The organism is Sphaerisporangium aureirubrum (assembly GCF_042658925.1).
GTDB lineage: Bacteria > Actinomycetota > Actinomycetes > Streptosporangiales > Streptosporangiaceae > Sphaerisporangium > Sphaerisporangium aureirubrum.
This window is the reverse complement of the sequence record NZ_JBHSRF010000017.1, coordinates 96,820-110,199: the sequence shown is the minus strand read 5'-3', so window position 1 is coordinate 110,199 and position 13,380 is coordinate 96,820. Positions and strand designations below refer to the sequence as shown.

At 69.7% G+C, this 13,380-nt stretch carries 10 protein-coding genes; 2 read left to right on the top strand and 8 right to left on the bottom strand.

Features of this window, described 5'->3' with window-relative positions; translation table 11 throughout:
* The 4 genes from ACFP1K_RS15130 to ACFP1K_RS15115 all read right to left on the bottom strand — a co-directional run bounded on the left by ACFP1K_RS15130 (window position 1) and on the right by ACFP1K_RS15115 (window position 5,101).
* Window positions 1-2,127, bottom strand: coding sequence for an FtsX-like permease family protein (locus ACFP1K_RS15130; RefSeq protein ID WP_380752618.1), 2,127 nt, complete (start codon window positions 2,125-2,127; stop codon window positions 1-3).
* 178 nt (window positions 2,128-2,305) lie between these two features.
* Complete coding sequence (locus ACFP1K_RS15125; RefSeq protein ID WP_380752615.1) at window positions 2,306-3,682, bottom strand: purine-cytosine permease family protein; 1,377 nt, start codon at window positions 3,680-3,682, stop codon at window positions 2,306-2,308.
* The gene (locus ACFP1K_RS15120; RefSeq protein WP_380752612.1) at window positions 3,679-4,635 is read right to left on the bottom strand and encodes an isopenicillin N synthase family dioxygenase; all 957 of its coding nucleotides are present in this window, start codon (window positions 4,633-4,635) and stop codon (window positions 3,679-3,681) included. The genes ACFP1K_RS15125 and ACFP1K_RS15120 overlap by 4 nt, the downstream gene beginning before the upstream one ends.
* Before the next feature lie 4 nt (window positions 4,636-4,639).
* A complete protein-coding gene (locus ACFP1K_RS15115; protein WP_380752609.1) occupies window positions 4,640-5,101 on the bottom strand; it encodes a nucleoside deaminase in 462 nt (153 codons plus the stop codon).
* 93 nt (window positions 5,102-5,194) lie between these two features.
* On the opposite strand from ACFP1K_RS15115, the gene ACFP1K_RS15110 reads away from it, so the two are divergent.
* Window positions 5,195-6,697: a PucR family transcriptional regulator gene (locus ACFP1K_RS15110; protein ID WP_380752606.1), complete on the top strand. Its 1,503-nt coding sequence runs from the start codon at window positions 5,195-5,197 to the stop codon at window positions 6,695-6,697.
* 620 nt (window positions 6,698-7,317) lie between these two features.
* Here ACFP1K_RS15110 and ACFP1K_RS15105 read toward each other — a convergent pair.
* Window positions 7,318-8,592: a glycosyltransferase gene (locus ACFP1K_RS15105; RefSeq protein ID WP_380752603.1), complete on the bottom strand. Its 1,275-nt coding sequence runs from the start codon at window positions 8,590-8,592 to the stop codon at window positions 7,318-7,320.
* Between the two features lie 546 nt (window positions 8,593-9,138).
* Here ACFP1K_RS15105 and ACFP1K_RS15100 point away from each other — a divergent pair.
* On the top strand, window positions 9,139-9,744 hold the full coding sequence (locus ACFP1K_RS15100; protein WP_380752600.1) for an LmbU family transcriptional regulator: 606 nt from the start codon (window positions 9,139-9,141) through the stop codon (window positions 9,742-9,744).
* Window positions 9,745-9,822: 78 nt separating this feature from the next.
* Here ACFP1K_RS15100 and ACFP1K_RS15095 read toward each other — a convergent pair whose 3' ends face one another.
* From ACFP1K_RS15095 to ACFP1K_RS15085, 3 genes are all read right to left on the bottom strand, one after another.
* Window positions 9,823-11,298 (bottom strand): condensation domain-containing protein, encoded by a 1,476-nt coding sequence (locus ACFP1K_RS15095; RefSeq protein WP_380752597.1) that lies wholly within the window; start codon window positions 11,296-11,298, stop codon window positions 9,823-9,825.
* Window positions 11,295-11,537, bottom strand: a complete 243-nt coding sequence (locus tag ACFP1K_RS15090; RefSeq protein WP_380752594.1) for a phosphopantetheine-binding protein — start codon at window positions 11,535-11,537, stop codon at window positions 11,295-11,297. Before ACFP1K_RS15090 ends, ACFP1K_RS15095 begins: the two co-directional genes overlap by 4 nt.
* A gap of 64 nt (window positions 11,538-11,601) precedes the next feature.
* On the bottom strand, window positions 11,602-13,365 hold the full coding sequence (locus ACFP1K_RS15085) for a carbamoyltransferase family protein (protein WP_380752591.1): 1,764 nt from the start codon (window positions 13,363-13,365) through the stop codon (window positions 11,602-11,604).
* Between the last annotated feature and the right edge of the window lie 15 nt (window positions 13,366-13,380).

Genomic DNA, 13,380 nt, shown 5'->3' with positions numbered 1-13,380 from the left:
TCACTCGGAGCGGACGGTGTCCTCGCGGGTGGACACGTCCATCAGGGGTAGGGCGGCCATGGTGATGGCCAGGGCGGCGAGCACTCCGGCGGTCAGGCTGAGCAGGAACCCTGGGCCCGGCGGGGACCAGGGGTCGTGGCCGACGGCGGCGAAGACGAACGAGGTGAACGAGCCGAGGGCCAGGCCGAGCAGGACGGTGAACAGGAGCGGGACCGCGGTCTCGGTCAGCACGACGCGGCGCAGCTCGCCGGCGCGGGCCCCGGCGGCGCGCAGCAGGGCGAAGGGGCGGCGGCGGTCCAGGAGCCCGGCGATGACCCAGACGGTCAGGCCGCAGCCGGCGATCAGGACGGCGAACCACGTCACCAGGCGGGCCAGCGTTCCCACGTCGGCCCACAGGCGGGTCTCGCGCAGGACGACGTCGCGCCGGCTGTTGAGGATCGCCCGGGGGAGCAGGATCGCGGCCTGGGTGCGGACGCGGGACTCGGCGGCCAGGGAGCCGTCGGTCGGGACGTAGACGGCGCGCACCGGCAGGTTCGCGAGGTCAGGGGCGGACTCCAGGAAGGATCCGGACATCACCCCGATGGTCGCCTCGCCGCCGAGGCCCCGGCGGCGTTCGGTGGGTGACAGCGGGCAGGTGGTGTTGACGACACGGGACAGCTCGCGGCAGGGGACCACGGTGTTCCAGGCGGGGTCGAGCCGGGTCACCACGGCGCCGCCGGTCATCAGCGGCGCGAGCCGGGACGCGGGCTGCCTGTCCACGAAGACCTCGACGACGCCCGGACGCAGCCCGCCCCGGAAGGCCGACCCGGGCCGGTCCCCGGCGACGCCCGCCAGGCCCGCGAGGAGCGTCGCGACGTACACCGCGAGCGCCACGCCGCTCACGCCGCGGTAGGCGGCCCGCGGGTCGTCCGCGATGCGCCGCGCCGCCATCAGCGTGGTCGCGCCGCGGCCGCGCCGCGCCAGTACGTCGCCGAGCACCGAGCAGGCCCACGGGCCGACGACGACCGAGCCCGCCAGCGTGGAGACCAGGGAGAGGGCGAAGACGCCCCGCAGCGTGTCGTTCCCCATCACGTCGTGGTCGCGCAGCACGACGGCGGTGAGGAGCCCGGCGAGGCCCGCCGCCAGCGGCAGCGCCCGCCACGCGGTGGGCCGGGGGCGGCTCTCGCGCCGCGCGATCCCGAGCGGGGTGATGCGCACCCGCAGCAGCGCCGCCATCGCGGTGAGCACCGCCAGCACCGGCACCCCCGCCAGGACCGCCGCCAGCCACGGGCCCGGCACGGCGACGTCGGCGTCGAAGAAGCCGAACCCGTCGAAGGTGACGTGCCGCGCCACGGCCGGCCGGGCCGTCAGGTATCCGGCGAGGCCGAGCGCCGTTCCCGCGAGGGCCCCCACGCCGGTCTCGACGGAGGCCGTCCGCGCGGACTGCGCCCGGGTGGCGCCCGCCAGGCGAAGCGCCGCGAAGCGCTGCTCGCTCCGCACCGCCGCGATCCGCGTGACCATGAAGACGAAGACGATGACCGGGAGCAGCAGCAGGACGGTCCCCACCGCGAGGAGGAAGCGCGAGATCAGGGTGTACGCGTAGTTGCCCGGCCGCCCGGTCATGATGCCCCGGACCTCCTGCGCGCCGGTGAGCTCCCGCAGGTTCTCCGGGGTGTGCCCGGCGACGCCCATCAGCTGGCCCGGGTACGCCAGCGCCGCCTCCCCGATGGTCGCGACGACCCGCCCGGGGAACCGGTCCTTGAGCTGGTCGTCCGGGGTGACCGCGAGCAGGCGCGCGAGCGCGGGCGACACCGCCACCTCCCCGGCCCGCGGGAGCCGGTCGAACCCCGGGGGGACCGGAGGGTTCGGCCCGAGCGGGGCCACGTGCAGCCGGAACAGCGGTTCCCCGTCGTGGTCGTCGCTGACGGCGAGCCACAACGTGGGATCGGGCGCCGTGGCCGGGGTGGCGGACGAGCTGTCCCGCCATGCCGACCGTTCCGCCCGCCCTTCCAGCGCGGACTGCGCGGTGAGGCTGAGCAGCAGCAGCGTCACCCCGAGCCCGACCCCGAGCGCGGTCAGCCCGAGCCGGGCCCACCCTTCCCGGCCCCCGCCGAACGCGAGGCGCAGTCCCAGCTGGAGGGTGTTCATCGCACACCGTTCCCCGGCACCCGCGGCCTGGGGTGAGTCGCCCGATGGGGCGTGTCGGTCACGGTCATGCCGAGGACTATACATGGCATGTATACATCATGGGTATAGTCGCGCGGACGTCACGGACGACAAGGCCCCGTGGCGCGCGGGGCACCACGGGGCCGAGGCCGGGCTCGGGTCAGCGGCGCAGGGGCTTGAGCGCGGTGTACACGGCGGCGGAGATGAGGAAGCCGACCTCGAAGGTGATGTCGCCGACGTCGGGGAAGCGCGCGGGGACCAGGCCGACGTACAGCTCCTGGTTGGAGAAGAGCCAGACGGACAGGACGACGCCGGCGACCATCGCGATGGGCCCGGCGAGGTTGCTGTGCGAGCGGTCGTACAGGCGGGCTTGGGGCACCTGGCCGCGGCGCAGGTAGTGGTCGACCAGCACGATGGCGAGCCAGGGGCCGATCCAGTAGGAGATGACGAGAAGGAAGGACTCGTACTTGTGGCCCGCGTCCTCCAGGCCGGTGAGCGCCACGAGGAAGCCGACGACGCCGCAGGCCAGGGCCGTGAGGGCGCGGCGCAGCGTCAGCGGGAGCCGCACACCCATGGTGAGCAGGGACATGGCGCCCGAGTAGACGTTGAGCGCGTTGGCGGAGATGGCGCCGAGCGCGATGGCCAGCAGCGTCAGGTTGGCGATCAGGGCGGGCATGTGGCCGGTGAAGGCGGTGGTGGGCTGGCCGAGGGCGTCGCCGCCGATGGTGACCGACGCCGCGCCGACGATCTCCAGCAGCACGCACGGGATGAACACGCCGAGCCCGGCAGCCAGCCCCACGGCCCGCTTGCTGGAGTCGGGCGGCAGGTAGCGGGTGTAGTCGGCCGCGTACGGGTTCCAGCCGGCCGCGTACCCGAAGGTGGCGCCGACGGTGAGCAGGAACCCGCCGATCCCGCCGCCGCTGCCCGCGAACCCGGGCTGCGCCTTGGACAGGATGACCACCGACGCCACCACGAAGATCACGGCGAGCAGCGGGAAGGCGTACCGCTCGAACGCCTGCACCAGGTTGTGCCCGAAGAACCCGAGCACCACCATCACGCTGACCACGATCACCAGGGACAGCCATGTCGGCAGCCCGGTCAGCGTGTTGAGCGCCAGCGCCCCGCTGACGCTGTTCACCGCGAACCACCCGATGCCGGCGGCCACCGAGTTGAACGCCGACGGCAGCAGGTTGCCCCAGTACCCGAACGGCAGCCGCCCGAGCACCATCTGCGGCACCCCGGCCGACGGGCCGCGCGCCGACAGCACGCCGTGCGACAGCGCGCCGAGGCCGGTGCCGACGGTGACGGCCAGGGCCGCCTGCCAGAAGCCCAGCCCGAACGCGGCCACCGCCAGCACGCCGAGGAAGATGGTCGCGAACTCCAGGTTGGGGGACATCCAGGTCCACAGCAGCTGCCTCGGCGTGCCGTGCCGGTCGGCCAGGGGGATGAACTCGACACCGCCGGGCTCGACCGCGGTGACCTTCGCGCCGTAGTCGCCTTCGCGGACCGTGACGCCGGGGGGTTCCAGAACCGTCATACCGTGATCGCCTTCAGTTTCTCGAGGAGGTATTCGGACGCGACGACCGGCGGGTGCGCGACCGCGCCGATGGGTGGCCCCAGGGACTCCACCTCGGCCAGCGGGTCGCACTCGTAGAAGTAGATGAGGGACACGAGTTCCTCGTCGGGCGCGCTCGGGTCGGGCGGCAGCACCCGGTGGCGCGTGGAGCGCCAGCGGTCGCCGGTCCAGCGGGCCAGCAGGTCGCCGATGTTGATGGTGAAGGAGTCCTCGGCGTAGGGGGCGTCGATCCACTCGCCGTCCAGGGTGAACACCTGCAGCCCGCCGACGCCCTGCTGCCGGTCCAGCACGGTGACCGTGCCGAAGTCGGTGTGCGGGCCGATGCGGAACTGTCCCGGCTCGGGTGGCCCGACCTGCGACAACGGCGGATACCTGTTGATGTTCATCGTGTACGACGGGTGGCCGGCCCGGGAGGTGAAGAAGTCGTCCGGCAGGCCGAGCGCCGCCGCGCAGACGACCAGCAGCTCGTCGGCCAGCGCGCGCATGTGGTCGAGGTGCGCGGTGACCAGGCCGCGCAGCTCGGGGACCTCCGGCGGCCACACGTTGGGCAGGAACCACTCGGCGTCGATCACCGGGTCGCCGATCGGGAGGTCGGCGCCCACCGCGAACGTCTCCTTCAGGTCCGGCGGGGTGGGCGTGCCCTCGGCGTACCCGTTGGCCTCCACGCCCGGCGGCAGCCAGCCCCGGCCGCCGACGGTGACGGCGTAGCGCCGCTTGACCTCCTCGGGCAGCGCGAAGAACCGCTTGGCCGCCGCCCGCACCCCGGCGCGCAGCTCCGGCGGCACCCCGTGCCCGGTGACGAGCAGGAAGCCGATCTCGCGCAGCGCCTGGTCGACCCGTCCGGCCACCTCGGCGCGCTCGGCGGGGCCGCCCTGGAACCAGGGGGCCAGATCGATGATCGGGACTGTTTTCATGGATTCATGAGTCCTCTCCGATGTCCTCGTGCCACAGCGCCGGGTTGGCGGCGATGAACGCGGTCATCAGCTCGGCGCACTCGGGGGAGTCCAGCACCGTGACGTTCACGCCGTTCGCCGCGAGCCACTCGTGCTGGCCGGTGAAGGTACGGCTCTCGCCGACGACCAGCCCGGTGATGCCGAACTGGCGGATCAGGCCGCTGCAGTACCAGCACGGGGACAGGGTGGTCGCCATGGTGGTGCCCCGGTAGGTGCGCTGGCGCCCCGCGCTCCTGAACGCCGCCGTCTCCCCGTGCACCGACGGGTCGCCGTCCTGGACGCGCCGGTTGCGTCCCCGGCCGAGCAGCCGCCCGTCCGGGCCGAACAGGGCCGCGCCGATCGGGATGCCGCCCTCGGCGAAACCCTTCCTGGCCTCTTCCAGAGCGATGGCGAGCATGGCGGCCGGGCCGGTGACTTGGCTGGTCATGCGGCAACTATCCCCCGGAAGGGGCCCGGCGAGAACGGGCAGATCGTCCGTAGTATGGCTACCTTCACCGGACAAACCGTAAAGCGGGTACGCATGCCGCTCACGCTCCGCGAACTGCTCACCTTCGACGTGCTGCGCGACGCCCGGCCGCAGGTCCTCGCGGGGGACGCCTCACTGGACCGGGTGGTGCGCTGGGTGCACTCCAGCGAGATCTACGAGATCGGGCCGCTGCTCACCGGCGGCGAGCTGCTGCTCACCACCGGGCTCGGGCTGGCGGGCACCGACGCGGGCGCCCGGCGGCACTACCTGCGGGAGATCGCCCAGCGCGGCGTGGCGGGGGTCGCGCTGGAACTCGGCCGCACGTTCCCCGAGACCCCCAGGGAACTCGTCGAGGAGGCCAGGCGGCAGGAGCTGCCGTTCATCGCGCTGCACGCCGTGGTGCCGTTCATCCGGATCACCGAGCACGCCAACACGCTGATCGTCGACTACGCCAGCAGGCGGCTGCGCCTCGGCGACCGGGCCACCCGGGCGCTCAACGAGACGCTCATCGCGGGCGCCGGGGTGGCCGGGGTGCTCGCCACCGGCGCCGAGGTGATCGGCGCGCCGCTGATGCTGGTGGCGGGCAGCGGGGCGCTGGTGGCGGCGCACGGCGTGGCGGGGGACCGGGACGCGTGGCGGGCCGTGGAGCACGCCGGGTGCGAGACGCCGGTCACCCTGCACGGGCGGCCCTGGGGACGGCTGGTGGCCGGGCCCGGCTCGGCGCTGCCCGCCGAGGATCTGATGGTCGCGCTGGAGCGGACGGCCGTCGCGCTCGCCCTGGCCATGCTGCGGACCGGCAGCCCGCCGAGCGAACGGGACCGGCAGGCGTCCGCGCTGCTGAGCGACCTCATCGAGGGCACCGCCGAGGCGGACGCCGCGGTGCGCGCCATGATGGCCGGGTTCCAGCCGCCGCCCGAGCACGTGCTGGTCGGGGTGGCGGCCGACGCGATGGAGTCCGCGGCGGCCCTCGCCGTCATCGACCGGGCCGCGCACATCCTGCACACCTCCGCGATCCGGGGCCGCGTGTCACGGCTGGTCCTCGGCGCCCTGGCCGTCCCGCGCACCGTCGCGGACGCCGTCGGCGCCGCCGGCCAGGCCCTGGAGGAGGCCCTGCGCCGCCTCAGCGCCACCCAGCTCCAGCTCGCGGTCGGCCACGCCGCCGCCGACCTCACCGAGCTCGGCGTCTCCCTCCGTGACGCCCGCGCCGCCCTCGGCCTGCGCCGCACCGCCCCCCTGGTCACCACCCGCGCCCTGGCCCTCGACCTGGAGCTCACCCGCCACTTCGACCCCGCCCACGCCGCCGACCTGGTCCGCCGCACCATCACCCCCCTGGTCGAATGGGACTCGGCCCACCGCACCGACCTGGTCACCACCCTGGAGGTCTTCCTCCTCCACGGCTGCAGCGCCACCCGCACCGCCGCCGCCCTCCACCTGGGCCGCCAGTCCTTCTACCAACGCCTCCAACGAATAGAAACCCTCCTGGGCCACACCGTAACCGACCCCGCCGTCCACACCGCCCTCCTCCTGGCCACCACCGCCCACCGCCTCCTCCGCTAACCCCCACCAACCCCAGAACATCGCCGCTACCCGCCTTTAGATATTGGGGTCGGATTCCCCCGGAAAGATTGAGCATCCGTTCGGCTGCTGGCGCCGCCTCCTCTAGTTCGTTCGCCTCTGCAAGTGCAACGGAAAGCCATGATAGGTACAGAGCCATTTCTCGGGTAAGCGTGGCGTTGTATCGGCTGAGTACATCAGTTAGGAGGGGAGGCGCGTAGTGGTCGCCGTAACTTGATATAGTCACGCGCATTCATAATGTGGAGTTCGCCGGCATCTACCCAGTACTGAGCGCACGCATGGCGGCTGGCGCGTTCCCTGCACGTGCGCCACGCCACGCGATCCCATGCCAGCGCCAGTGCTCGGGGAATGAGTGTTGCCGTGCCGAATCTAACGCCGCATAGGCAAGCGCTACCCCTTCGGCTGGATCACCCATGTTGGAGGTCTGGCATGCCGGCGATCCGATAAGGTTCGACGCAAGAATGCCATCCCCGCCATCCCGTGCGGCGCTAATGCCGAGCCGGTAAGTATGTGCTGTTTGGTCGTGCTGGCCGGCGTCGCCGGCGACCCATCCCGCAATCTGGGCAAATTCTCCAATGGCTCGGTGGGGCCGGCGGAATGGCCTAACGCGTCCGCGCCTCACCGGCTTCGCGGTCGAGGGCCGGGGCGCAGCGGACACTGGCGCCGATCCGTGAGGCCTCGGCTCGGATGACCTCGCCCCACTGCGGCCATAGCCGCGACAACCGGGAAGTGATCATGACACGGTCGAAGGTGTTGTCGGGCCAGGGTGTCCGCAAGCCAAGTCCGTGGTGCGTGATGAAGCGGCAGTCGACGGATGCCCCGGTGAGGAGCCTGTCGTCGAAATCGACCAACGCGCCGCGCAGCCCACGACCAGGCACGCTCGCGCCGCTGCCGAAGACCGCCACGCGGGCCCCGGGCGGCAGGTCCGCGGTGCCGCGGTCCACTTCTGGCCGCACGTCCAGGTCGGTGACCCGGTCCTCCCAGTCGACAAGGTCACGGTACGCGTCTTCGGCGGGGAACATGATGTAGTCGCGCGTCAGCAGTGCCCAGAAGAACTCGACGGCAGGGTCGGCGTGTGCCATGAGCATGCGCAGCGCGTTGCTCTTGTTGCTGGCGATACCGGCCTCGCGGTCACGCTCGTGCGGTATTTCCACCGCCCAGGGGAGGGTGTCGCAGGCGAACGGCACACCGTACCGGTGCAGGCGGTACCCGAGTTCCAGGTCCTCCCCTCCCCAGCTGTGAAATCGCTCGTCGAAGCCGGCCACCGCCGCGTAGTCGGCGGCATGCACCGAGACGTTCAGCGTCCAGAAGAACAGCCACGGCATCCTCAGCCCGGTCAAGCTGAAGTCGACCTTGTCCAGCGCTTCATGACGCGAGTCGCGGAACTGCGGATCGCAGAGATAGCGCTGGTACACCTGCTGCGGGCTGAGCGAGGTGAAGGACTCGGCAAGCCCCGGGGTAGGGTCATAGGGCCGGTATCCGTAGGTGTAGCCGATCACGGCCGCCCCGCGGGCCGGCGATCCGGGGCCCGGACGGTGCTCGGCGTGGCCGCGCAGGTGGCCGGCGAGCAGGTCAGGTCCCGCTAGCGTGCCGCTGTCCAGGAACACCAGGATCGGCGCTCTGGCGATGGCCGCGCCCATGTTCCGCGCCTTGGCCACCCGGTACCCTTGGTCCTCCTGATAGCGGTAGCGGATCGCCAGGCGGTCGCTGAACTCCTCAGCGACCTGCTCGCTGTCGTCGGCGGATCCGTCGTCAGCCACGATGACCTCGAACGGCGGCGGGTCGCGCTGATCGGCAAGCGACTCGAGCGTCTTGCGCAGCAATGGCGCCCGGTTGTAGGTGGGGACCACCACGGACAATTGTGGCTGGTTATGCATGCGATCACCTCAGGCGCTTTCTGCAGGAGACGTCTGCCGTTGGCTGCTCTGGGACGTGGTAATTGTACCCGACGGGATCTGAAGCCACGTTGCCGAATGTCGCCGTTACGCCACTACCGGAACGGTGTCTATGCGCTGTTTTCGCGTGGACGCGAGAGGGGTGCGATAAGAGCGCCGTGAGAGCGAAGGAGGACCGGTGCCCTCCACGATCGGGTGTGTAAGCCAGATGGCCGAAAGGGTCGGCTCGATTCACGATTACAAGGAGGGTCGAATCTCGTCGTGAGCGTCTCTGTCCGGGGCATTGACGGCATCTACGGAAGGCCGGCCGCCGGACTTACGGTTAGCCTCGGTCGAGAGGTCGACGACTCCCGCTGACTGCACCGTGTTCAGGGAGGATGGGTAATGAAAGCTAAGTCAGGAGTGCCTTCGCAGTCCCCGTCCCTGCCCGCAGGTCATATCACAGCCGGTGTCGCCGTTCTGCCCTCGACAGGACTGCGCCTTGACAGTGGGATACCATTCGATAATTGGCTTGGAATCGGCCAGGGGTTGGCCGAGGCCGTGAGTGGCTCGGCATGGTGCCTGGGCGACTGGCTGATTTACGGTGAAACTCGCTTCACCGGGCGTTACCGCAGTGCTATCGAGCAAACCTCGCTTGATTACAAGACGCTTCGCAACTATGCGTGGGTCGCCAGGAAGTTCGCGCACGCAAGGCGGAGGGCGGGATTGAGCTTCGAGCACCACGCCGCGGTCGCCGGTCTCCCCGAGCCGGAGCAGGACTATTGGCTTCGGAAGGCAGAGTTGTTCGGCTGGTCGAGGAACGACCTGCGGCGCGAGGTGCGCGCCAGCCTCGCCGCGCGCGGCGAGGACCTGGCTGACCGAGGTATCGCGGCCGGGGCAACCGCCGACGATCACGCCAGGGGTCACGATCATGCCAAGCATGAGGGTGCCGGTATCGGCGACAGCGCCATGGCCTTGAAACTGCACCTGGATGTCACCAACGATCAGCTTGCCATGATCACGGAGGCGGCCAGCAAGTCCCAGCTCTCCGTTGGAACGTGGGCGCAGCTGATGCTTGAGCAGGCCGCTCGCGCGACCCTGGCATTCGCTTCGCGTGACCCGAACCCGGCGACGCGAGCCATCGGAGTCAGCTGACACTCAGCGGCGGACAGCGACACGGTGCCTGCCGGCAGCTCGGCCTGGTGAATGACAAGCGAGGTCGCCCCGCTCCCCTCACCAATCAAGCTGGGCGAACCGCTGAACGGCGTCGCGGTACGCCGCAGTCGCATCGGCGCGCGTATGTGAGGAGCCCTCGGAGTAGAGCAGAATGCGGATTCGCTCGCCTACCTCTTCGCTTCGATTGAAGCTAGCCTCGAACGGGAAGTCCGTGTGGGACCAGTCCTCGACCGCCTCCAGCGTGTCCAGGTCGAGCCGTAGCGCGACGCCGGCGATGCTGTGGAAGCTGTTGAAACCAAACAGAGAAGCCGGTATTACGGCCCTGCCGACGGTGCGGGCCAATTGGGCCAGCGGAGTCCGGCCGCGCATGGTGACCTTCATCAGCTCCCGATGCGCCCGGGCAACGGCCTCCTTGCCAGGCGCTGCGACGTCGATTCGCAGCGGGGCGACGTTGAGGAACATCCCCCGCGCATCCACGCCGTTCGGTACCGCGAGCCGGGTATTGACAGGGACGCCGGTCAGGATGCTCCGCCCGCCGACCAGTCGCGCCTGCGCCTCAAGGTGGATCGCGAGAAGCACGGACTTCAACCCGGCGGAGGAACTCGCCGCAAGTCGGCTCAGCATCCGATTCTCCTGGCCTGCGATCTCCACCGAGTCCTGCCAGGTGTGGCGGTCGCGAGTGGTCTCGGCACTCGACAGCGTTTCCAGCCCGTCCAGGTACTGGCTCCACCACTGTGAGTCGGCGAGCGTGAGCGACTGGAAGAGCTGCTGCGCGCTGTGCTCGCGGAGTCTGAAGCGGGGCGAGGCGTTCGAGGCAGATGACGCCGGCCGCTCGGGTGGCCGCCCGGTGAGTTCCGCGACGTAGCGGTCTAGGAATTCCACCAGGTTCAGGTGGGTGCTCCACCCGTCAGCAATCGCATGCGGCTCAGTAAGGGTCAAGGTGATCGCCGTCTCGCTCAGCAGGTGGACCGTGATCGTGACGAGGGGCGGATCCTTCAGATCGATGGTCCGCGTGTTCTCGGCGTCAGCGAACTCGGCCAACCGCTGTTGCTGTTCACGGTCGTGGAGCCCCCGCAAGTCGCAAACTTTCACCAATGGCCGGTCGACGTGGTTCAGTACGACCTGCATCGGGCGCGAGTAGCGGTCCAAGTCCAGCAGCGAGCGGAACATTTCGTGCTCCCGCACCAAGCCGAGCCCGGCCGCCTCGAAGGCCGCGGGCTCCACGCGAGGTACGGTCAGACGCGAGGTCGCGACGTTGTGATAGGCCGGGACACCGATGGCGCCGCGGTCTCGGAGGGCAGCGGCCATGAGCATCCGGGTGGCCATCACGGCCTGTTGCTCGCTCATCGGGAAGGCATCCACGGCACTGGCCGGCAGCCGTCGGCGATCAGCCGGCGAGACCAGGCCCAGCGCGGGTATCTGCGCCCATCGGTCGTCTGGAACCTCGAATGCCTCCACCTCGCTGTCTCCGGCTGTCGCGTAGAGCGTCGCGCGGACAGACTCGGAGATGGTGTCGCGGCCCCGACCTGTCACGATCGCTCCCCCGTTGGACGTGCTCGGGCCGCGAGGGACTCGATCTCGTCGTCTTCCAGTACGTCGCGGATGGTGAGTTCGACACCCCGTGTACGCGCGACGGCGATGAAGCGCACACACAAGATCGAGTCGCCGCCGACGGCGAAGAAGCGCGCCGAGCGGTCAGGCGGTGCGTCAAGGCCGAGAAGCTCAACCCAGATGCTCCCGATCAGCTCCTGAGTTTCATCGATGGTTCTCACGGCTGCCTCCTGAGGTCCAAGAGCTTGCCTTGGCTACGGGGATCCACGGATCCGCCGGCCCCTTCTATCGCGACACCAGATGGTCTCCGATGACCATCGCGTCGATGTCTATCCGAGAGAACGTCGCCACCGCGTCCTCGGGTGAGCAGACGATCGGCTCCCCGCGCGAGTTGAACGAGGTGTTGAGCAGGACCGGAACGCCGGTGATCGCCCGGAAGGCATCGATCAACCGCCAGTAGAGATCGTTGTCCTCGCGTCGCACCACCTGGATCCGGGCAGTGCCGTCGACGTGCGTCACCGCCCCGAGTCTCGGACGCCAAGCCTCACGAACATCGACGGTTTCGATCATCCACAGATACTCGTCAGGATCGTCGATCTCGAAGCACTGCTCTGCGTACTCGAGCAGGACCGCCGGCGCGAGCGGCCGGAACTCCTCCCGTTGCTTGACCATTGAGTTGATCCGGTCCCTCATCTCGACCCGTTGTGGATCGGCGAGAATGCTGCGGTTCCCCAGCGCTCGCGGGCCGTATTCCATCCGGCCCTGGAAGAGCGCGACGACCTTTCCGTCACTCAGAAGCCCGGCAGCCTCGGCGACGAGGTCGTCGAGTTCGCATCGCCGCCATCGCAGGTCGGTGCGCTCCAGCGTGGCCTGGATGCGCTCGGAGGTGAACGCCGGACCGAGGTAGGGTGGCCCGATGCGCGGGCGAACCCGCTTCCTGGGCGCCTCGGCGCCCTCCTCCATCACCGTCAGCGCCGCACCCAGCGCCGTTCCGTCGTCGCCGGCCGCCGGTTGGGCGAACTGTCGCCGGTACATCCCGCTCTTGCGGATGGCCTGGTTGACGACGCAGTTCAGGGCCACACCGCCGGCCAGGCATAGATTCTCGCTGGACCGCTCATCCCGGTGCGCCGCCAGGAAGCCGACGATGGTCTCCTCGGTCACGGCCTGCAGCGCCGCGGCGATGTCGAGGTGACGCTGCTCGAGGTTCGCACCCGGTTCCCGGGGCGGGCCGAGAACCGAGGCGAGATGTTCCAGTGACCGCTGGTAAGTAGCGCGTTCCTGTGCTGTTTCGTTCAAGTATGTTAGAGGCGTGGTGTAACGGCCGTCGTTTTGGCGGACGACAAGGGTGTCGAACGCCGGACGAAGTCGTTGCGGGTCCCCGTAGGGCGCCAGTCCCATGACCTTGTACTCGTCGAGGTTCATCCAGAATCCCATATGCATGGTAACCAGCCCGTAGACGAGTCCCATGGAGTGCAGTCCGCGCACCTGGCCGCGCAACCGCAGTCCCTGCGATCCGCCTGTGTAAAGCGATGTGCTCTCGAACTCTCCCATCCCGTCGGCGACCAGGACATCGGCAGAGCCGAAGCCGGAACAGTGCAACGCGCTGGCGGCGTGGGCCTGGTGGTGCAATATCGGGATGACCTTCAGGTCATCGCTCCAGAGTTCCCTTGGAAATGCGTCGAATAGATCGCGGTGTATGACTTCCGGCGCGTACACGTTCTTGTATTCCTCGATCGCCCCTTCGGATTCGAAGTACGTCTGGTACCGGCCGAAGTCAAAGTTGTGCGCGACCGCGCTCACGTCACGCGGAGTGATGCCGGCCGCTCCGAGCACATACTCGATCGCGGCCTGCGGGAATTCTCCGGTGCCCTTGCGTCGCACGAAACGCTCCTCGGCCGCGGCGGCCACGATGCCATCCTCGGTGACGAGAGCCGCTGCCGAGTCCGCCCCCTGGGCGAGCCGGTACACGCGCTCGTCCAGCCCCGGAAACGACCGCCGCATGTATGGCTGGCTCTGGCCCAGCCCACTGATTCCCAGGACATACCGCACGATTGCTGTTCCTCT